The 19,170-nt window shown below is 66.5% G+C and carries 21 protein-coding genes; 12 read left to right on the plus strand and 9 right to left on the minus strand.

The genetic code is table 11. The annotated features are described in order from the left end of the window. Position 1: 1 nt before the first annotated feature. The 7 genes from ACFWU5_RS03115 to hisN all read right to left on the minus strand — a co-directional run bounded on the left by ACFWU5_RS03115 (position 2) and on the right by hisN (position 6,548). The gene (locus tag ACFWU5_RS03115) at positions 2 to 865 is read right to left on the minus strand and encodes an EamA family transporter (protein ID WP_379265990.1); all 864 of its coding nucleotides are present in this window, start codon (positions 863 to 865) and stop codon (positions 2 to 4) included. Then, positions 862 to 1,335 (minus strand): SsrA-binding protein SmpB, encoded by a 474-nt coding sequence (smpB, locus tag ACFWU5_RS03120; protein WP_379240345.1) that lies wholly within the window; start codon positions 1,333 to 1,335, stop codon positions 862 to 864. The genes ACFWU5_RS03115 and smpB overlap by 4 nt, the downstream gene beginning before the upstream one ends. 49 nt (positions 1,336 to 1,384) lie before the next feature. Then, positions 1,385 to 2,326 (minus strand): acyl-ACP desaturase, encoded by a 942-nt coding sequence (locus ACFWU5_RS03125; protein WP_379265991.1) that lies wholly within the window; start codon positions 2,324 to 2,326, stop codon positions 1,385 to 1,387. Between the two features lie 95 nt (positions 2,327 to 2,421). Continuing rightward, the gene (locus tag ACFWU5_RS03130; protein ID WP_379265992.1) at positions 2,422 to 3,030 is read right to left on the minus strand and encodes a YdcF family protein; all 609 of its coding nucleotides are present in this window, start codon (positions 3,028 to 3,030) and stop codon (positions 2,422 to 2,424) included. A gap of 290 nt (positions 3,031 to 3,320) precedes the next feature. Beyond that, positions 3,321 to 3,554 (minus strand): hypothetical protein, encoded by a 234-nt coding sequence (locus tag ACFWU5_RS03135; protein WP_379265993.1) that lies wholly within the window; start codon positions 3,552 to 3,554, stop codon positions 3,321 to 3,323. A 113-nt stretch (positions 3,555 to 3,667) separates the two neighbouring features. After that, positions 3,668 to 5,668 carry a DNA helicase RecQ gene (gene recQ / locus ACFWU5_RS03140; protein WP_379265994.1) on the minus strand — a complete coding sequence of 667 codons (2,001 nt, stop codon included), beginning with the start codon at positions 5,666 to 5,668 and terminating at the stop codon, positions 3,668 to 3,670. A gap of 94 nt (positions 5,669 to 5,762) precedes the next feature. Further along, positions 5,763 to 6,548, minus strand: a complete 786-nt coding sequence (hisN, locus tag ACFWU5_RS03145) for a histidinol-phosphatase (protein ID WP_379265995.1) — start codon at positions 6,546 to 6,548, stop codon at positions 5,763 to 5,765. A 73-nt stretch (positions 6,549 to 6,621) separates the two neighbouring features. Between hisN and prfB the strand changes: the two genes are divergently transcribed. The 5 genes from prfB to ftsX all read left to right on the plus strand — a co-directional run bounded on the left by prfB (position 6,622) and on the right by ftsX (position 10,515). Then, on the plus strand, positions 6,622 to 7,740 hold the full coding sequence (gene prfB / locus ACFWU5_RS03150; protein WP_379240338.1) for a peptide chain release factor 2: 1,119 nt from the start codon (positions 6,622 to 6,624) through the stop codon (positions 7,738 to 7,740). 129 nt (positions 7,741 to 7,869) lie between these two features. After that, a complete protein-coding gene (locus ACFWU5_RS03155) occupies positions 7,870 to 8,727 on the plus strand; it encodes a mechanosensitive ion channel family protein (protein ID WP_379240337.1) in 858 nt (285 codons plus the stop codon). Further along, complete coding sequence (locus tag ACFWU5_RS03160; protein ID WP_379240336.1) at positions 8,714 to 8,869, plus strand: hypothetical protein; 156 nt, start codon at positions 8,714 to 8,716, stop codon at positions 8,867 to 8,869. Before ACFWU5_RS03155 ends, ACFWU5_RS03160 begins: the two co-directional genes overlap by 14 nt. Positions 8,870 to 8,932: 63 nt before the next feature. Beyond that, a complete protein-coding gene (gene ftsE, locus ACFWU5_RS03165; protein WP_379240965.1) occupies positions 8,933 to 9,613 on the plus strand; it encodes a cell division ATP-binding protein FtsE in 681 nt (226 codons plus the stop codon). After that, on the plus strand, positions 9,613 to 10,515 hold the full coding sequence (gene ftsX / locus ACFWU5_RS03170; protein ID WP_379240335.1) for a permease-like cell division protein FtsX: 903 nt from the start codon (positions 9,613 to 9,615) through the stop codon (positions 10,513 to 10,515). Before ftsE ends, ftsX begins: the two co-directional genes overlap by 1 nt. A 1-nt stretch (position 10,516) precedes the next feature. On the opposite strand, the gene ACFWU5_RS03175 is transcribed toward ftsX, so the two are convergent. Then, positions 10,517 to 11,929, minus strand: a complete 1,413-nt coding sequence (locus ACFWU5_RS03175) for a glycosyltransferase family 39 protein (RefSeq protein WP_379265996.1) — start codon at positions 11,927 to 11,929, stop codon at positions 10,517 to 10,519. Between the two features lie 131 nt (positions 11,930 to 12,060). Here ACFWU5_RS03175 and ACFWU5_RS03180 point away from each other — a divergent pair, with 131 nt between their 5' ends. The 3 genes from ACFWU5_RS03180 (at position 12,061) to ACFWU5_RS03190 (ending at position 15,324) form a co-directional block, all read left to right on the plus strand. Further along, entirely contained in the window at positions 12,061 to 13,455 is a 1,395-nt protein-coding gene (locus ACFWU5_RS03180) for an acyl-CoA dehydrogenase family protein (RefSeq protein ID WP_379240333.1), read from the plus strand. A gap of 30 nt (positions 13,456 to 13,485) precedes the next feature. Continuing rightward, a complete protein-coding gene (locus tag ACFWU5_RS03185; RefSeq protein ID WP_379240332.1) occupies positions 13,486 to 14,700 on the plus strand; it encodes an acyl-CoA dehydrogenase family protein in 1,215 nt (404 codons plus the stop codon). Positions 14,701 to 15,018: 318 nt separating this feature from the next. Then, positions 15,019 to 15,324 carry a hypothetical protein gene (locus ACFWU5_RS03190; RefSeq protein WP_379240331.1) on the plus strand — a complete coding sequence of 102 codons (306 nt, stop codon included), beginning with the start codon at positions 15,019 to 15,021 and terminating at the stop codon, positions 15,322 to 15,324. Positions 15,325 to 15,558: 234 nt separating this feature from the next. On the opposite strand, the gene ACFWU5_RS03195 is transcribed toward ACFWU5_RS03190, so the two are convergent. Then, complete coding sequence (locus tag ACFWU5_RS03195) at positions 15,559 to 16,527, minus strand: DUF5996 family protein (protein ID WP_379265997.1); 969 nt, start codon at positions 16,525 to 16,527, stop codon at positions 15,559 to 15,561. Positions 16,528 to 16,653: 126 nt separating this feature from the next. Here ACFWU5_RS03195 and ACFWU5_RS03200 point away from each other — a divergent pair, with 126 nt between their 5' ends. The 4 genes from ACFWU5_RS03200 (at position 16,654) to ACFWU5_RS03215 (ending at position 19,109) form a co-directional block, all read left to right on the plus strand. After that, entirely contained in the window at positions 16,654 to 17,637 is a 984-nt protein-coding gene (locus ACFWU5_RS03200; protein ID WP_379240329.1) for a diiron oxygenase, read from the plus strand. Between the two features lie 40 nt (positions 17,638 to 17,677). Further along, positions 17,678 to 17,980: a type II toxin-antitoxin system Phd/YefM family antitoxin gene (locus tag ACFWU5_RS03205; protein WP_379240328.1), complete on the plus strand. Its 303-nt coding sequence runs from the start codon at positions 17,678 to 17,680 to the stop codon at positions 17,978 to 17,980. Next, entirely contained in the window at positions 17,977 to 18,354 is a 378-nt protein-coding gene (locus ACFWU5_RS03210) for a hypothetical protein (protein ID WP_379240327.1), read from the plus strand. The genes ACFWU5_RS03205 and ACFWU5_RS03210 overlap by 4 nt, the downstream gene beginning before the upstream one ends. A 122-nt stretch (positions 18,355 to 18,476) precedes the next feature. Continuing rightward, positions 18,477 to 19,109 carry a hypothetical protein gene (locus ACFWU5_RS03215; protein ID WP_379240326.1) on the plus strand — a complete coding sequence of 211 codons (633 nt, stop codon included), beginning with the start codon at positions 18,477 to 18,479 and terminating at the stop codon, positions 19,107 to 19,109. The last annotated feature ends 61 nt before the right edge of the window (positions 19,110 to 19,170 follow it).

Consider the following 19,170-nt stretch of genomic DNA (forward strand, 5'->3'; position numbering starts at 1 on the left):
GTCAGCTCGCGGCGATCATGGCGACCGCGCCCAATGCCAACACCATGCCCGCCTTCTGGATGTTGCTGATGCGTTCGCCGAGCAGAACCATCGCCAGCAGCACCGTCGCGGCGGGATAGAGCGAGCCGATCACGCTGACCACCGACAGCATCGCGCCGTGGAAGGCGTAGAGCAGGGCGGCGTTGGCGATCACGTCCAGCACGCCGACCGCCAGTGCCAGCCGCAGAGGTTCGCCGTGCAGGCCGCGGAATTGTCCGGCCGCCAGCGCGCAGGTCCACACCACGGCGGTGGCCGCGGTGCGTTGGGCCAGCAGTGGCCACAGACCCGCGCTCGCGCTGGTTTCGTGCAGGAAGAAGAAGGTGAAACCGAAGGCCACGCCCGAGCCGACGGTGAGCAGCGCGACGCGACGGGTGAAGCGCAGTGGTCGGCCGCCGGTGATCTCCTCGGTGGTCTCGTCAGGTGCCTCGCGACTGACCAAAACGACCGCGACCAGGGCCAATGCGATGCCGGCGATCGCCAGTGCGCCCGGCCGTTCGCCCAGGAACAGCCCCGCGATGACCGGAATCCCCGCGACCAACACCGCGGTGACCGGCGACACCACCGACATCGGCCCGTCGGCCAGCGCCGCGTAGAACCACCACACCGCCAACCCCGCCGCGACCCCGGCCGCCAGCCCCCACAGCATCGACGCGGTGTCCGCGTGCCCGCCGACCAACGGCGCGATCAGCAAAACCAACAGCACCGAGAACGGATACGACACCACCACCACGCGCAACGCGGTGACTCTGCGCGCGGCGATCCCGCCGAAGAAGTCGCTGACTCCGTAGCCCGCCGCTGCGACCAGGGCGAGCACTACGGAGATCAACGCATACCTTTGACCCGCCGACCGACCTCTCGGGTGACCTCGCGCTCGGCCTGCTTGCGAGCCAGGTCCTGACGCTTGTCGTAATCCTGCTTGCCCTTGGCCAGCGCCAGCTCGACCTTCACCTTGCCGTCGGAGAAGTACATCGACAGCGGCACCAGCGTCTGGTTGCCCTCGCGCGACTTACCGACCAGGTGCTCGATCTCGCGCTTGTGCAGCAGCAGCTTGCGGGTGCGGCGCGGCGAATGGTTGGTCCAGGTGCCGTGGCTGAACTCCGGGATGTGCAGCCCACGCAACCAGACCTCGCCGTGGTCGACCGTGGCGAAGGCGTCGACCAGGGAGGCCTTGCCTTCGCGCAGGCTCTTCACCTCGGTGCCCACCAGGGCGATCCCGGCCTCATAGGTGTCCAGGATCGTGTAGTTGTGGCGGGCCTTGCGGTTGGTCGCGATGACCTTCCGGCCTTTCTCCCTCATAACGGTCAACTGTATGTGACGCCGCCAGCGGTTTTTGCCGTGGTCTGATTCAGGACGCGCGCGCGGCCGCCCTGGCCAGTGCGCGGTCGCGCTGCTCCTCGAAACGGGCCGCCTTCACCTCGAGGTCGAGGATGTAGGCGTTCAGCTCCTCGCGGGCGATCTCGCCCTCGGCGCCGAAGTCGGTGCGCTCGAAGATCCGCCAGGTGCGCAGGGTCGGGCGCAGCACCACGTCGAGGTGTTGGCGCAGGTCGTAGACGCCGTGCTTGGCCAGCAGGACCGCGTTGCGGCGGAAGTTGGGCTGGTTCAGGCCCGGCATCTGGAACTGCAGGATCACGTCGGTGATGGCCCGCATCGCGGCGTCGGGGGTCAGATCCAGCGCGGCCGCGCACAGCTTGCGGTAGAAGATCATGTGCAGGTTCTCGTCGGCGGCGATGCGGGCCAGCATCCGATCGGCGACCGCGTCGTTGCACAGGGCGCCGGTGTTGCGGTGGCTGATCCGGGTCGCCAGCTCCTGGAGGGTGACGTACGCGACGCCCTTGAGGAACTGCGAACCCTTCTCCGGCTTGGCGATGCCGGCGGTCATGTGCGACATCCGGGCCTCTTCCAGGGCGACCGGGTCCACCGCGCGGGTCACCACGAGGTAGTCGCGCAATACGATGCCGTGCCGGTTCTCCTCGGCGGTCCAGCGGCCCACCCACGTGCCCCAGGCGTTGTCGAAGCCGAAGGTGTCGGCGAGTTCGCGATGGTAGGAGGGCAGGTTGTCCTCGGTGAGCAGGTTGGTGATCATCGCCGCCTTGGCGACCTCGCTCAACCGCGACTGTTCGGGATCCCAGTCGTCGCCGCCCATCGCCGCGAAATTGCGGCCCTCGTCCCACGGCACGTAGTCGTGTGGGTGCCACATCTTGGCCTTGGCCAGGTGGTCGTTGAGGTTCGCTTCGGCGGTGGGCTCTAGCTCGTTGAGGATGTCGCGATCGGACAGGTGGAGCATCATGGGTCGACGCTACGAGGTGCGGGGGCGGTTGTCGCGGCGAACGGGTGGATTTTCTCGACTAGTCATGATGCGGTGCGATCGGCGGCGATGATCGTTCACAGGGCGGGTCGTGCGGGGCCGAAGCCGCCGATGTGCAGCGGCACCGACGACCACAGCGCGCGGCCGGGAGTCAGGTCGCCGACTACGGTGATGCCCGCGGCGGCGAAAGTGCTTCTGGCTCGGTCGATGTGGTCGTCGGAGGTGACGAGCACGACGGAGCGCAGGCCCCTTTCCGACAGCATGGCCGCGGTGTTGCGGGCGTTGGCCACGGTCGAATCGGCTTCGGGTTCGCGCAGGATTCGGGTCGGATCGATGCCGGCGGCGGTCAGCCAGTCGGCCATCGCGTCGGCTTCGGACAGGCCGGCTTGCGGGTTGCCGCCGGTGACGATGATCGGCGACAACGGCGCGAACACGGCTTGGGTCAGGCCCGCGCGCAACCGGGCGACCAACTCGTCGCGCATCGTGCCCTCCGGGGTCAGGCCGTAGCCGAGCACGACCACCGCGGTCTCGGGGCCGTAGATGCCGGGCAGGGCCGGGGTTCCCAGGACGCGGGCGAAGTCCATGCCCGGTGGGGACAGGTGCTGGGCGGCGGCCGGGGCCGGGGCCAGGCCGGTTGCCGCTATTGCCGCGCACACCACTGTGTTTCGCCAATTCCACCGCAACATCGTCGTCGCCTCCTCGTGCCCGGGTCGATCTCGGTGATCGATCCCGTGCGGCAACGGTGCGCGGTGAAAGGGCGCGCGGCAACGCTATGACCTGCGGTTTTGATTTCTCACATGCGCGACTCGGATGTCGCTGGTGCGTGGCATCGCAAAATTTCCGGAATCCGATGTTCGGCGAAGATGCGCCCGCCACCGGGGCGGAGCACAGCGTGCCAGCGGGATGCCGGGGCGGCGCGAGCGAAAGCGGGATACCGGGTGGCGCAAGCGATCGCCGACAGGGCGCGACGGCGATGTCAGCCGGGAGTGAGGACGAGGTAGAGCACCAGGGCCGCGGTGAAGATCGCGATCAGGGCGAGGGTGGACCAGCGTGGTCGGCCGCGGTGGATGACGGTGTGGTGCGAGCCGAGCAGCGTGGGCGCGACGACGGGATCGATGGGCCGGTGTGGCATCGGGGGGCGCGGGGAATCGCCGCCCGCAGCCGGGCTGCTGCCCGACGAATCGCCGTCGGAGCCCTCATCGTTGGCCATGACTCGACAGTAACCCGGGGTTCCCCGATTCGTCGCGGGTTCCCTGCCGCCGCGCGTGTGCGCGCGCACCACCTCGCCGCTGTGCGTGCCCGACGGCGACGGTTGGTTCGCGGCTACTCCTGCGCCAGCGCGGTGAGCACTCCTTCCCCGTAGCGGGCCAGCTTGTTCTCGCCCACGCCTGCCACGGTGCCCAGTGCGGCGAGGTCGGCGGGTTTGCGGGCGGCGATTTCGCGCAGGGTGGCGTCGTGGAACACCACGTAGGCGGGCACGCCCTGCTCCTTGGCGGTGGCCGCGCGCCAGGTGCGCAGGCGCTCGAACACGGGGACGTCGGCGGCGGGCAGGTCGACGGCGGCCTTGCCGGCCTTGCCGGTGCGCGCGGGGCGAGGAGCGCGTTCGGCGCGTTCGGGTTCGCGGCGCATCAACACCTTTCGGCCCTCGAACAGCACCTCGTTGCTCTCCTCGGTGAGCGCGAGCACGCCGTACTCACCCTGCACGGCGAGCAGGCCGCCGGCCAACAGCTGCCGGACCACGCCGCGCCACTCGGTGTCGCGCAGATCGGTGCCGATGCCGAACACCGACAGCTCGTTGTGTCGATGCTGGGTGATCTTCTGGTTGGTCTTGCCCAGCAGGATGTCGACCAGATGACCCGCGCCGAACGACTGTCCCCGTTCACGTTTGAGACGCAGCACCGTGGACAGCAACTTCTGCGCGGGCACCGTCCCGTCCCACGTTTCGGGCGGGTTCAGGCACACATCGCAGTTGCCGCAGGTGGTTCCGGTCTGGCCGAAGTAGTTCAGCAGGCGCGCGCGACGGCAGCCGACCGTTTCGCACAGGGCCAGCATCGCGTCCAGGTGCAGTTGCAACTGCCTGCGGTGCGCGGCATCGCCTTCGCTGGAATCGATCATCTTGCGTTGTTGCACAACATCATTGAGGCCGTACACCATCCAGGCGGTGGACGGCAGGCCGTCGCGGCCCGCGCGACCGGTCTCCTGGTAGTAGCCCTCCACCGATTTGGGCAGGTCGAGGTGGGCCACGAAACGCACGTCGGGTTTGTCGATGCCCATGCCGAAGGCGATGGTGGCCACCACGATCAGGCCGTCCTCGCGCAGGAATCTGGACTGGTTCTCGGCGCGGGTCCGGAAGTCCAGGCCCGCGTGATAGGGCACCGCGCGGATGCCGTTCTCGTTGAGCATGGCGGCGGTCTTCTCCACCGAATTGCGCGACAGGCAGTAGACGATGCCCGCGTCGCCGGGGTGTTCGGCGCGGATGAAGTCCAGCAGTTGCCGGTCGGCGCGGTTCTTCGATTCGATCCGGTACTGGATATTGGGGCGGTCGAAGCTGGAGATGTACTGTTTCGCGGCGCGCAGGTCCAGGCGCTCGACGATCTCGGCGGCGGTCTTCTCGGTGGCGGTCGCGGTGAGCGCGATGCGCGGGACATCGGGCCAGCGCTCGTGCACCAGCGACAGCGCGAGGTAGTCGGGCCGGAAATCGTGGCCCCACTGCGACACGCAGTGCGCTTCGTCGATGGCGAACAGGGCAATCTTGCCGCGGTCGAGCAGCCGCAGCGTGGCTTCCAGTCGCAGGCGTTCCGGCGCCAGGTAGAGCAGGTCCAGATCACCGGAGACGAACTGCGCCTCGACGGTGCGCCGCTGATCGGGCGACTGGGTGGAGTTGAGGAATCCGGCACGCACACCCAGCGCGCTCAGTGCGTCGACCTGGTCCTGCATGAGCGCGATCAGTGGGGAGACGACCACGCCGACACCGTCGCGAACCAGGGAAGGGACCTGGTAGCACAGGGATTTACCGCCACCGGTGGGCATCAACACCAGCGCGTCGCCACCGCCGACGACCTGTTCGACGATGGCCGCCTGGTCGCCACGGAAGCTGTCGTAACCGAAGACGCGGCGCAGGACCTCGTCGGCGGTCTCGCCGCGATCGGGTGCCGCGACCCGGCCGGGGGTGGCCGGGGCCAGATCGTCGAAGTGGACCTCGCCGGTATCGGCGAAGTCGTGCTCGGAGACGTAACCGCCGTCGGACGGATACGCGTCGTCAGGTGGGAAGTCTTCGTAGGGGAAGTCTTCGACATCGGGGGCTGTGGCGCCGGAATTGCTCACCGGGCCATCCTACGAGCGAGCGCCGGGGCCGCAGCCCGCGCAGGGAAGCCGATGGCGGCCGACGCGAAAGTTGCTCACATGTGGATAACTCGATTTATCCGCCCAAACGGGACAGCACCACGTCCTGGAGCAGGCCGTTCGTCGCCACGGCGTCGCCACCGTGCGGGCCGGGACGCCCGTCCAGGGAGGTGAACGCGCCACCCGCCTCGCGGACCAGGACGTCCAGGGCCGCCAGATCCCACAGGGAGACCTCCGGCTCGGCGGCGATGTCGACCGCACCCTCCGCGACCAGGCAATAGTTGAAGAAGTCGCCGTAACCACGCACTCGCCAGACGGCATCGGTGAGGTCGATGAGCTTGTCGCGCAGGCCACGTTCGTGCCAGCCCGACAGGCTGGAGATGCCGAAGCTGGCCGCATCCAGATCCGCGACCGCGGACACGGAGATCGGCTTGGGCGCACCGGGGTGCACCTGCACCCACGCACCCGACCCGGCCGCAGCCCACCAGCGCCTGCCCAACGCGGGCGCACTGACCACGCCGACCACCGGAACACCGTCTTCGAGCAGCGAGATCAGGCTCGCCCACACCGGGACGCCACGCACGAAGTTCTTGGTGCCGTCGATCGGATCGACCACCCACTGCCTCCCGGCGAACTCGGCGTCACCACCGAATTCCTCGCCGAGCACCGCGTCACCGGGGCGCTCCTCGGCCAGAATCCGCCGGATCATCTGCTCCACGGCCAGGTCGGCGTCCGAGACCGGCGTCAGGTCAGGTTTCGAGTCGACCTTCAGATCCACCGCACCGAAGCGCACGCTCGAGATCGCGTCGGCCTCGTCAGCCAGTCGCAGGGCAAGGTCCAGGTCAGCGGAGTAGGTCGACACGGGGTCAGTGTATTTGGGCAGTCGAGCTGACCGACAGCCCAGGTGTCGGAGGCGACCGGTAACCTAGGACATCGTGCATCCTGACGTTATCGCCGACCTCGCCGAACTCGACACCACGCTCAAGACGGTCGAGTCGGTCCTCGATGTCGAGGAGCTGCGCCGCCGCATCGACGAACTCGAGCATCAGGCCGCCGATCCCGAGCTGTGGAACAACCAGGACCACGCCCAGCAGGTGACCAGCGAGCTGTCGCACGCGCAGAGCGAACTTCGCCGCGTGGAAGAGCTGCGTCAGCGGCTCGAGGACCTGCCGGTGCTGTACGAGCTGGCCGAGGCCGAAGAAGACGCCGCGGCCGCCGAGGCCACCGCCGATGCCGATGCCGAGCGCGCAGCACTGCGCGTGGATGTCGAGGCGATGGAGGTGCGCACGCTGCTGTCGGGCGAGTACGACAAGCGTGACGCGCTGGTCAGCATCCGTTCCGGTGCCGGTGGCGTGGACGCCGCCGACTGGGCGATGATGCTGATGCGCATGTACATCCGCTGGGCCGAGCGGCACAAGTTCTCCGTCGAGGTCTACGACACCTCCTACGCCGAAGAGGCCGGTCTCAAGAGCGCCACCTTCGCGGTGAAGGCGCCCTACGCCTACGGCACGCTGTCGGTGGAGATGGGCACGCACCGCCTGGTGCGGATCAGCCCGTTCGACAATCAGGGCCGCCGCCAGACCTCCTTCGCCGAGGTCGAGGTGCTGCCCGTGGTGGAGACCACCGACCACATCGAGATCCCCGAGGGCGAGATCCGGGTGGACGTGTACCGCTCGTCGGGCCCCGGCGGCCAGTCGGTCAACACCACCGACTCCGCGGTGCGCCTGACCCACATCCCCACCGGCATCGTCGTGACCTGCCAGAACGAGAAGTCGCAGCTGCAGAACAAGATCTCGGCCATGCGCGTGCTGCAGGCCAAGCTGCTCGAGCGCAAGCGTCAGGAGGAGCGCGCCACGATGGACGCGCTCAAGACCAACGAGGGCGCGTCGTGGGGCAACCAGATGCGGTCCTACGTGCTGCACCCGTACCAGATGGTCAAGGACCTGCGCACCAATCACGAGGTCAACAATCCGACCGCGGTGCTCGACGGTGACATCGACGGTTTCATCGAGTCCGGCATCCGCTGGCGGATGCGCGATCAGACCGACGCGTAACCAGCTGTTCGCTGGAGATGCCGTGTGCTGCACCACGTTTGACCGCACACCGTGACCGACCTGTAACCTTTCTTGTGTGTGTTCGACCGAACCGAAACTGTGCCGATACAGGTCACTGAAGGAGGCGCGATGACCATGGTCCTCGCCGCCAACAGCGGACCCGAAATCTCCGACTGGATGCGGTCCAGCGGGCTCGAGATCGTGCTGCTGATCGTGGGCGCGATGCTGTTCGGCCGGTTCGCGGCGTTCCTACGCGACCGCGTCACCACCAAGATCGACTCCGGTTTCCAGACCAGCGACGCCCTGGTGCGCACCGAGGCGGCCAAGCACCGCCACGCGCTGGCCCAGGTGGTCACGTGGGTCGTGCTGACGATCGTGTACGTGCTGGTCGGCATGGAAGTGCTTCGGCGACTGGGCTTTTCGGTAACCGGTTTGGTCGCGCCCGCGGCCGTGCTCGGTGCGGCACTGGGTTTCGGTGCGCAGCGCATCGTGCAGGACATCCTGGCCGGGTTCTTCCTGATCACCGAACGCCAGTACGGCTTCGGTGACGTGGTGCAGATCGCGGTCACCGGTTCGGCCGATCCCGCCGAGGGCACCGTCGAAGACGTCACGTTGCGCATCACCACGCTGCGCAACTCCGACGGCGAGGTGATCATCGTGCCCAACGGGCAGATCGTGAAGGTCACCAACCTGTCCAAGGACTGGGCGCGCGCCGCGATCGACGTGCCGGTGTCGGCACAGGCCGACATCACCAAGATCAACGAGATCCTGCACGCGGTGTGCACCAAGGCCTACGAGGATCGCCGCCTCAAACCGTTGCTGCTGGACGAGCCTTCGGTGATGGGTGTGGAAGATCTCTCGCTCGATGTGATGAATATCCGGATGGTTGCCCGCACATTGCCCGGCAAACAATTCGAAGTGGGTCGCGAACTGCGCGTGCGCGTGGCCGCGGCCCTGCGTAAGGAGGGAATCAGTGAAACCACGTAAGTCCACAGCGATCCTGATGGCGGCGTGGCTGTCGACGTTCGTCGTCTACGTTTTCGTCAAACCGACCGAACCGGCACCCGACGGCTCCTCGTCGTTCCTCAATGCCGTTCCGACCTGGGTGAATGCCGAATCCCAGCCCTGATCGGCGCGTCGCGCCCACCGGAACAGCCCCGCCCCCTGGCTACACTGGCTCCCCGTGATCACCATGCGCAACGTGAGCAAGTCGTACCCGACCTCCACGCGACCAGCGCTGGACAACGTTTCCGTCGATGTGACCAAGGGCGAGTTCGTCTTCATCATCGGCCCGTCCGGTTCGGGCAAGTCGACGTTCATGCGACTGCTGCTCAAGGAAGAAGCACCCACGTCGGGGCAGATCTCGGTCGCCGACTTTCGGGTCGACCGGTTGCCCGCCCGGAAGGTGCCCAAGTTGCGGCAGCGGATCGGCTGCGTGTTCCAGGACTTCCGGCTGCTGCAGCAGAAGACCGTGGAACAGAACGTGGCCTTCGCGCTGGAGGTGATCGGCAAGCGACGTCAGTTCATCGAACGGACGGTGCCCGAGGTGCTGGACATGGTCGGGCTGGGCGGTAAGGGGCAGCGGTTGCCGTCGGAGTTGTCCGGTGGTGAACAGCAGCGGGTGGCGATCGCGCGCGCGTTCGTCAACCGGCCGCTGGTGCTGCTGGCCGACGAACCGACCGGCAACCTGGACCCCGACACCAGCGCCGACATCATGGCGCTGCTGGAACGGATCAATCGCGTGGGCACCACGGTGCTGATGTCGACCCACGACAACCACATCGTCGACGCGATGCGAAGGCGGGTGGTCGAACTGGACCACGGCAGAGTCGTGCGTGACGAAGCGACCGGCGTCTACGGGGTGGGTCGATAATGCGACTGAGTTTCCTGTTCACCGAGGTCGTCGACGGCCTGCGCCGCAATCTCACGATGACCATCGCGATGATCCTGACCACCGCGGTGTCGCTGATGATGTTGGGCGGTGGCCTGCTGTCGGTGCGGATGGCCGACAAGACCGAGAATTTCTTCGTCGGCCGCCTCGAGGTGCGTTTCTATCTCGACGACAACGTGTCCGAGACCGATCCCGACTGCGCCGCCGACCCGTGCAAGGTGCTGCTGGCCGACCTCAAGCAGACGTCGGGCGTGGAGAGCGTGCAGTTCCTCAACCGCGCCGACGCGCTGGAGGAGGCGAAGAAGCTGTTCGCCGATCAGCCGGAGATGGTGCAGTACATCTCCGATTCACCGCTGCCCGCTTCGTTGCGGGTGAAGATGACCGATGCCGATCAGTATCAGCACATCTACGACAGCTTCGCCACCAGGCCGGGTGTGCGGATCGTGGCCAATGACAAGGAGTTTGTCGACCGGTTGACCAGCCTGTTCGACGGATTGCGCAATGCCGCGTTCGGTTTGGCGTTGGTGATGGCGTTGGCGGCGATGCTGCTGGTGTTGAACATGGTGCAGATCGCCGCGTTCACCCGCCGCACCGAGGTCGGCATCATGCGCCTGGTGGGCGCCACACGCTGGTACACCCAACTGCCGTTCCTGCTCGAAGCGGTCGCGGCCGCGTTCGTCGGCTCGGTGCTGGCGGTACTCGGCCTGGTGATCGCCCGTCCGCTGGTGATCGACCGGGCGCTGGGTCCGCTGTTCGACAGCAATGTGTTCCCGCGCATCACCGGTGACGACATCGCGGTGGTCGCGTTGACGATCGCGCCGATCGGCATCATCTTCGCCGCGGTCACGGCCTATCTCACCCTGCGCTACTACGTGCGCGAATAGCTCAGCCGAGCACGCGCAGTTCCGGCCACACCTGCGACCAGGGCCGAATCGGGTTGCGGCACACGAACATCGGCTCACCCTGCACGTCGTTGTCGATGTCGAACCCGTTGTCCAGCACCCCTGCGGGCTCGACGATCGAACAGAGTGCGGCCACTCGCTCGCGGTCGATCCCGACGGTGAGCACCACGGTCGCACTGTCGGGCGGTGGCCCCCACCACCAGTACGCGTTGTGGCCGGAATGCGGTGTGGGCAGGTCGAATTCGCCTCCGAATCGTTCGATCGCGCCCGCCTCGCCGGAGTCGGCGGTGAGAATCGCCGCACCGGCGGGGCGGGCGGCCGCGATCTGCTCGACATAGCGCGGCCAACCGATGGTTTCGCCCGCGTCATAGTTGATCGCCAACACGGGCGAGGCCGGCAGCGCCTCGACAGGCAGCACCGGCAGGAACACCACCGCCGACATCAGCGCGGTGACTACGGCGGCCGAACCCACTGCGGCCCAACGCTTCCCAGACGTACCCAGCCACGCCGCCGCCCCGACCGAGCCCGCCGCGAGCAACACCGGATACATCCCGCCCAGGTAGTACGCCTTGCCGCCGGTCGCCAGGAACAGCACGAACAGCCCGGCGTAAGCGACCGGAAACGCCCGCCACCGCGAATGCCACAGCCGCCACAACCCATACCCCCACAGCGGCACGAACAACGTCCCGAACAGCCCGAACTGTAAGAGCACGAACGTGATCGGCGAATCCGAGGTCCCCGAGGAACCCCCGGCGATAGCCCTGCTCATCGCCCACTGCGGCCACCCGTTGCCCGCCTGCCACCACAGATACGGCAGCGACATCACCGACGCGATCCCCACCGCGAACCCGAAATACCTGGTAGCGAACAGCTTTCGCTGACCTGTCACCGCCAACGCCGCCGCGAGCGCGACAACGGGAACGATCAACAACACCTTGCTCTGCAACCCGAGGCCGACGACCACCCCGATCACCAACCACCACCGGGGATCGCGCGCCAGCTTCAACACCAGCACACAGATCAACGACCACGCCGCCAGATCGAACACCGTCGTCCCGAACAGGTGACCCGCGCCCATCATCAGCGCCGAGCTGGCCACCGCCGCCGCGGCCACTGCCCGCGCCCCGCGGCCGCCGCCCAACTCCCCCGCCATCCACCCGGCGCACACCACGACGAACGTGGCGGCGGCGACCGCGGGCAACCTCATGACCCATAACGAGTCGGGGTCGATGACGGTGGTGAGTCTGGCCAACAGCGGCGACAGCGGCGGTTGATCAGGGTAAGACCAGTCCAGGCGCCGTCCCGCGGCCAGGAAGTACAGCTCGTCGCGGTGATAGCCGTACCGTCCGGAGTAGGCCAGCAGGACGAGCGCGAAAACCGACGCTATGACGGGCACCTGTCCAGGGTGACAGAAACCGGTGATTCCACAGCGGATCATCGCGCTTCTTACTCCGGAGTAAGATAGTCTTACCGAGGAGTAAGATGGGCGGGGTCACAAGGCGCCCCGACAGTCGAGGAAATCAGGTGATGATGAGCACTCGAGACAGCGCGACGAAGCGACGTCCGAACGACACGTCCGCGGTCGGTCTCAGCCAGCCCAAGCGGGACTGGATGGGCGCCGCGATGCGCGCTTTGACGACCATTACCGGGTCGGAGCTCGCCGAGAAGTACAACCTGCGCAAGCCGATCGAGCGGGTCACCTACGAGGGCACCAAAACCGGGTTCCGCACCCTGGGCGCGGCCACGCGCACCTTCGCCAAGGTCACCGGCGGCGGGGAACCGAAACGCCTGGTGGACAACGAGTCCAAGACCAAGGACTACTTCGACCTCACCCCGTCCGACGAGCAGCAGATGATCGTCGAAACGGTGCGCGACTTCGCGGGCGAGATCCTGCGCCCCGCCGCGTACGACGCCGACAATGCCGCCAAGGCCCCGCGCGATCTGCTCGAGCGCGCCGCCGAACTCGGCATCACCTTGATCAATGTGCCCGAGGAGCTGGAAGGCGCGGCCTCCGAGCGTGGCGCGGTCACCAATTCCCTTGTCGCCGAAGCCCTTGCGCACGGTGACATGGGTCTGGCGCTGCCGATTCTGGCGCCCAGCGGTGTCACCGTGGCGCTGTCCCAGTGGGGCACCGACGCGCAACAGCAGACCTACCTGCCCGCCTTCACCGGCGACGCCGTGCCGCAGGCCTCGGTCGTGATCAACGAACCGCGCGCGCTGTTCGACCCGTTCGCGCTGCAGACCAAGGCCGTTCGCTCCCCCAGCGGCTACAAGCTCACCGGCGTCAAGAGCCTGGTCCCCGCGGCCGCGGATGCCGAATTGTTCATCGTGGCAGCCGAACTCGACGGGCGCCCGGCGCTGTTCATCGTCGAATCCGACACCGCCGGACTGTCCGTGGAAGCCGACCCGAGCATGGGTCTGCGCGCCGCGGGCCTGGGTCGACTGATCCTGGACAACGTGGCCGTCGGCACCGACGCCATCCTCGGCGACGGTGACGCCAAGACCCGCGCCGCCGAATACGGCGACGCCGTGCAGCTGGCGCGACTGGGTTGGGCGTCGCTGGCCATCGGCACCGGGCAGGCCGTGCTCGACTACGTGATCCCGTATGTGAACGAGCGTGAAGCGTTCGGCGAGCCCATCTCGCACCGTCAGGCGGTGGCTTTCATGGTCGCCAACATGGCGATCGAGCTCGACGGACTTCGCCTGATCACCCTGCGTGGTGCGTCGCGTGCGGAGCAGGGTCTGTCGTTCGCTCGCGAGGCGGCGCTGGCGCGCAAGTTCGCCACCGACAAGGGCATGCAGATCGGTCTGGACGGCGTGCAGCTGCTGGGCGGTCACGGCTTCACCAAGGAACACCCGGTCGAGCGGTGGTACCGCGACCTTCGTTCCGTCGGTGTCGCCGAAGGCATCGTGCTGGTCTAGGCCCGTTTCTCACTTCGTAGGAGTCCTTCCATGATCAATCTCGAACTCCCCAGGAAGCTGAAGGCCAGCGCCAACCAGGCGCACCAGGTCGCCGCGCAGATCTTCCGCCCCATCTCCCGCAAGTACGACCTCGCCGAGCACGAGTACCCGGTCGAGCTCGACACCATGGCCGCCATGATCGAGGGCCTGGCCGACTCCGGCACCCAGAAGATCGGTGGCGCCGCGGGTGGTCGCAACGACGAGGCCGACGCGGACCTGACCGCCAATGCCAACGGCGGCAACATGTCCGCGCTGCTGAACTCCCTCGAGACCTCGTGGGGCGACGTCGGCCTGATGCTGACCATCCCCTACCAGGGACTGGGCAATGCCGCGATCGCCGCGGTGGCCACCGACGAACAGCTCGCGCGGTTCGGCAAGGTGTGGGCCGCGATGGCCATCACCGAGCCGTCGTTCGGCTCCGACTCCGCCGCCGTCACCACCACCGCCGTGCTCGACGGCGACGAGTGGGTTCTCAACGGCGAGAAGATCTTCGTCACCTGCGGTCAGCGCGCCACCCACATCGTGGTGTGGGCGTCGGTCGACAAGAGCCTGGGTCGCGCCGCGATCAAGTCCTTCGTCGTCCCGCGTGACGCTCCGGGTCTGTCGGTGGCGCGGCTCGAGCACAAGCTCGGCATCAAGGCCTCCGACACCGCGGTGCTGCTGCTGCAGGACTGCCGGATCCCCGCCGACAACATCCTCGGTTCGCCGGAAGTCAACGTGGAGAAGGGTTTTGCCGGGGTCATGCAGACCTTCGACAACACCCGCCCCCTCGTCGCGGCCATGGCCGTGGGCGTCACCCGCGCCGCGCTCGAGGAACTGCGCACCGTCCTCACCGAGGCCGGCGTCGAGATCTCCTACGACACCCCCGCGATGAACCAGTCCGCCGCCGCCGCGGAATTCCTGCGCATGGAAGCCGACTACGAAGCGGCCTACCTGCTGTCGCTGCGCGCCGCCTGGATGGCCGACAACAAGAAGCCCAACTCCCTAGAGGCCTCGATGTCCAAGGCCAAAGCAGGCCGCACCGGCACCGACGTCACCCTCAAGGCAGTGGAACTGGCCGGCACCATCGGCTACTCCCAGCGCACCCTGCTCGAGAAGTGGGCCCGCGACTCGAAGATCCTGGACATCTTCGAAGGCACCCAGCAGATCCAGCAGCTGATCGTGGCCCGCCGCGTCCTCGGAAAGACCAGCTCCGAACTGAAGTGAGCTGGTAGACAACGAAATCCGGTGCGAGTCGATTTTCTGACTCGCACCGGATTTCTTGTTTTCGGAAGCCTTCCGAATCGGCTCATGGTCTCTCAGGCTGCTTCCAGGCCGTTCTCGGAGGGAAGCTCCCAGATGTGGGCCGACTCACGTACTCGAGACCAGCTTTGCCGAACCCGGGCTTCCACACGATCTTGCCGAACAGATCGCCGCTCATCGTCGCCCCCCTTGCTGTTGGTGATCAGCAGGGACACCGTCCCTCGGTCATGGGCACAGGAGTGTCGCCGTCGCGATAGCCGAGCCGGGGTACATGATCGTCGCATGGTCAGCCAGGCGCCGGTTGGCGAGCAGTTCCGGTTTCACGTCGACGCGGTCTTCACCGTGACCGGTCGAGGGACCGTGGCCGCTGGGTACATCGAGTCCGGCGAGGTAACCGCTGGCGATCAGCTCCAGGTGGTCCGAGCCAACGGTCAGGAAGGCCCGTCAGCCGTATGTCTGGCCATCGACGGGTTTACCCGCCGCGACGCGCAGCCAGGGCAGCCTGCACAGGTGGGCATCGTCTTCCGAGAGCTTCAAATTTCGGACTTCGAGCCTGGCGACGTCATAGTCAGCGTCGAGGAACCATAGCCACCCAGCCTCCTCATGGCCCAAGGTCTGACTTCGATACGGTCGAGTAATCGTTGGGTGTTGGGGGAACCGTTGATGATGTCGACGGCGGTGGCACGTCGGTGTTATTTCCGCACCCGACCAGCACAAATACGCCGGAGATCGCCGCCCACGTGCCGCCATCGCCGACTCCTCGTTCGGGACGAACCCCCACGAGCAAATACGTGACGTGCGCCACACCGATCGAGTCTACGCTCAGATTCGGTTGCGGTTTGCGGCCTTTATTTCGGGGTCGAGGCGGGCTGGGTTGACGTCGAAGAGTCTGCGGTCCCAGTTGGCGAGGTCGGCGGCGGCTTCGTAGGTGGATTGGAGGAAGTGCAGGACGGTGGCGTCGGGGTCTTGGGATTGGGTGACCACTTCGTAGGGGAGGACGAATTCGCCGAGGGATTTGTCCCAGTGGGCGCCGTCGGGGCCTGCGGGGCGGTCGGAGTAGCCGTCGGGTTGGGGGTAGCAGTAGGCGTAGAAGACGCCTTCGCCGGAGCCGCCGGGCCAGAAGCCGCCGCTGGCGCATTGGCGGTTGTAGGCCTCGAGGTTGACCCATTTCGGGCAGTGGGGGGCGCCGCCGGGGTGGGGTGGAGCTTCGCGGCCGGAGAACAGGGTGCAGGCCATGTCGAGGCCGCCCCACCAGATCTGGACGGGGCTGGCCTTGCCGGCGAAACCTGCGCGCCACAGGTTCAGGACGCGGTCGGCTTGGACGAGTTGTTGCCAGAAGATGCGGACGGCGTCGGAGTCGTAGGCGTGGTGGGTGGTGTCCTCGGCGAAGGGGATCGGGTTTTCGACTTCGTTCGGTGCGGCCTGAATGTCGACGTAGATCTCCATGTGAACTAGTGCACTGCGGAATTCGGCATAGAACTCCGCAATCGGACGTGGACGCAGAGCCACCGCGGCACGCAGGCCGTCACTGGTGCGCAACACCAATTCCTCTGCGACGAAATCGAATTCGGCGTCGAAGGCCCTGCCCTCGGCCGACATCGTATTCGTGCGAATCCCGCGCGCACTCAACTCGAATGCCACGTTCCACCACTGGTTCACCAGCGGCGTACACGCCATCTGTACCTTCCCGACGATCTGCGTCATCATGTGCAACGTCTCGCGGGTATCGGTCCAGGAATCCACGAGCAGCGGCGGCCACACGGCACCGGCCGGGGTCAAGGGTTGGGTCATGGCGAACATTCCTCACTCTCGCGGGACTGTCTCGTGACATCTCAGTCTACGTCGGCACCATTGTGTGAGACTCTAGGTCTCATATAAACTGGGATCTGCGCCACACTGAATGGGAGGACACCGCCGATGCTGTCCAAGACACGCAACACCGCCACCGATCCCGAATACCACGAGATCCTGCGCAACCTGTCCGAAGGGTCGGTCAACCGACACTTCGACCCCTACGTCGACATCGACTGGGACGCACCGGAATTCGCCGTGCACTCAGACGATCCGCGCTGGATCATGCCCGACGAGGACCCACTGGGCCGTCACCCCTGGTACAAAGCCCAGCCGGTCGACAAGCAGATCGCCATCGGCATGTGGCGCCAGGCGGGCATCGTCAAGGTGGGCCTGGACTTCGAGCAGTTGCTGATCCGCGGGCTGATGCAATACCTGATCTCGGTACCCAACGGTGACCCGGAGTTCCGGTACGTCACGCACGAGGCCGCCGAAGAGTGCAACCACACGATGATGTTCCAGGAACTGATCAATCGCATCGGCTACCGCGATGTGGTCGGCATGGGCACCATCGACCGCAAGCTCACGATGGTGATCTGGCCCGCGGTGAAGTACTTCCCCGAACTGTTCTTCACCCTGGTGCTGGGCGGCGAGGAGCCGATCGATCACCTGCAGAAGTCGCTGTTGCGCGGCGGTGTGGACCTGCATCCGATGGTGCACCGGGTGATGCAGATCCATGTGGCCGAGGAGGCCCGGCACATCTCGTTCGCGCACGAGTACCTGCGCCGCAATGTGCCCGGCATGAACATCGTCACCAAATCCGCGCTGTCGGTGCTGTTTCCGATCGCGATGCGGGTGATGCTGGACATGATCATGACCCCGCCCAAGGAGTTCGTCGAGAAGTTCGACATCCCCGCCGACGTGATGCGCGAGGCGTACTGGGGTAACCCGGAATCGGCGTCGATGATGCGCAACATCTTCGGCGATGTGCGCGCGCTGGCCACCAACAGCGGCATCATGAACCCGGTCGCCAAGCTCACCTGGCGTCTGCTCGGCATCGACGGCCCGGTGACCCGCTACCGCAGCGAACCGGCCCGTAAAGCCGCCTGAACAGGGCTTCCCCGCTGTACACAGCGCTGTACAGTGGGGTATGGCCGATTACGACAGTGTGCCGCTGACCGAGTTACGTGGTCAGCTCGGCAGTGTTTTCGACGGGGTGTCCGCGAGCGGGCGACCCGTGATCGTGACTCGGGAGGGCAAGGAATTGGTCGCGGTGGTACCGGCGGAAGTGTTGCGGCACGGGGCATTACCCCCGGCGTACTTCAATGATGATCTGCGCGAACAGATTCTGGGCGGTCTCGACGCCAGAATCACCACGCATTCCGCGGCCGATATCGCCGAGGCCGAAGCCAAACTGAGCAAGCTGATGGGCGCGCTGGACAGTCGACTGTGAGCGTCGCCGATCACACCGCCCTCACGTCGCTGGCGATGTCGCCGCTGTTCGGGCAGGTGATCATGCGCCAGTTCACCCAGCAGCGACGAATCCTGGTGGTGCCCACCGTGAGTCTGATGGCCGCGATGCGCGCGGTGGACAACATCGACGAACTCGGGCGCCTGCTCGACAATCGCGTGGCCGTGCGCTGGGCCGAACTCGACGCGCCCACCGCGATCCGGATCGGCACCACGGTTCCGATGGTCGACGATCACACCGACTGGCCGCTGATCGCGCCGGTGGTGTTCACCGCCCAGCACCTGGACATGCCGGTACTCACCGCCAAACCCGAGCTGTATCGCGGCTACAAGGTACAGATCGCGCATATGCCATAGCGAGGTTCTGAGCTCGGCTTTTCCCCGGGGGTAGTGATCGCGCCCACAGCGGTTGTGGGTACCGTGCACCACGGACGATCTACCAGAAAAGCTGCACCAGGAACACTCGAGGAGAGCTGGTTATGCATCATCTGAGTTTCATGCGTCGAATCACTGTCGCGGTCGCCGCTACGTCGGCCGCGGTCACCCTCGCCTTCGCCGGTCCCGCGGTCGCGGACCCGACCGCACAGACTGTGGATGTGGCCTCGGCCGTGTCGCAGCTGCGCACGTCGGTGGCGGACAATCCGGGCGCACTGGCCGCGTTGGATCAGCTCACGGCCAACGGCACGGTCGACGTCGCGTTGCCCGCGCAGCCGTTCCAGATCCCCGCGACCTCCGATATCGGCCAGAACGGCGCCGGACCGGGCGTGTACGGCTCGGGTATCGCCCTGGATATCGACGGTTTCCGCTTCGGTTTCTTCGGCGGACCGGGCACCATCTCGCCCAATCAGGCCGGGGCCAAGCTCGAGGTCATGTGGCTGAACCTGTCCAACGGGCAGAGCGGCACCGCGGTGCTCACCGAGCACATGGACGTGCCGGTGGACACCACCATCCGCACCGCACCGCTGAACACCGGCGGCGGGCTGATCGTGGCCGCGGTCTTCGGCAGCCTGTGGCACCGCTGGTCCGTGCCGGTCGACGAGGCGCACCCGGATGGTTTCGCGTACCAGCGCGGCACCATTCAGCAGCCGTCGTTCGGCGCTGTGACCAGGTAGTTCACCTTAACGGCCGCGCACAGTGGTGCGCGGCCGTTTTGGTCTGCGTTACAAACGATCC

The sequence above is a fragment of the Nocardia sp. NPDC058640 genome (assembly GCF_042716995.1).
Taxonomy (GTDB): Bacteria; Actinomycetota; Actinomycetes; order Mycobacteriales; family Mycobacteriaceae; genus Nocardia.

Excerpts from the sequence above, each read along its gene's own strand:
- ACFWU5_RS03190 (WP_379240331.1), top strand. The coding sequence starts at position 15,019 with ATGGTCAGCCAGGCGCCGGTTGGCGAGCAGTTCCGGTTTCACGTCGAC.
- ACFWU5_RS03185 (WP_379240332.1), top strand. The coding sequence starts at position 13,486 with ATGATCAATCTCGAACTCCCCAGGAAGCTGAAGGCCAGCGCCAACCAG.
- ACFWU5_RS03125 (WP_379265991.1), bottom strand. The coding sequence starts at position 2,326 with ATGATGCTCCACCTGTCCGATCGCGACATCCTCAACGAGCTAGAGCCC.
- ftsX (WP_379240335.1), top strand. The coding sequence starts at position 9,613 with ATGCGACTGAGTTTCCTGTTCACCGAGGTCGTCGACGGCCTGCGCCGC.
- ACFWU5_RS03215 (WP_379240326.1), top strand. The coding sequence starts at position 18,477 with ATGCATCATCTGAGTTTCATGCGTCGAATCACTGTCGCGGTCGCCGCT.
- ftsE (WP_379240965.1), top strand. The coding sequence starts at position 8,933 with ATGCGCAACGTGAGCAAGTCGTACCCGACCTCCACGCGACCAGCGCTG.
- smpB (WP_379240345.1), bottom strand. The coding sequence starts at position 1,335 with ATGAGGGAGAAAGGCCGGAAGGTCATCGCGACCAACCGCAAGGCCCGC.
- ACFWU5_RS03205 (WP_379240328.1), top strand. The coding sequence starts at position 17,678 with ATGGCCGATTACGACAGTGTGCCGCTGACCGAGTTACGTGGTCAGCTC.
- ACFWU5_RS03155 (WP_379240337.1), top strand. The coding sequence starts at position 7,870 with ATGACCATGGTCCTCGCCGCCAACAGCGGACCCGAAATCTCCGACTGG.
- ACFWU5_RS03130 (WP_379265992.1), bottom strand. The coding sequence starts at position 3,030 with ATGTTGCGGTGGAATTGGCGAAACACAGTGGTGTGCGCGGCAATAGCG.
- ACFWU5_RS03200 (WP_379240329.1), top strand. The coding sequence starts at position 16,654 with ATGCTGTCCAAGACACGCAACACCGCCACCGATCCCGAATACCACGAG.
- ACFWU5_RS03135 (WP_379265993.1), bottom strand. The coding sequence starts at position 3,554 with ATGGCCAACGATGAGGGCTCCGACGGCGATTCGTCGGGCAGCAGCCCG.
- ACFWU5_RS03195 (WP_379265997.1), bottom strand. The coding sequence starts at position 16,527 with ATGACCCAACCCTTGACCCCGGCCGGTGCCGTGTGGCCGCCGCTGCTC.
- ACFWU5_RS03180 (WP_379240333.1), top strand. The coding sequence starts at position 12,061 with ATGATGAGCACTCGAGACAGCGCGACGAAGCGACGTCCGAACGACACG.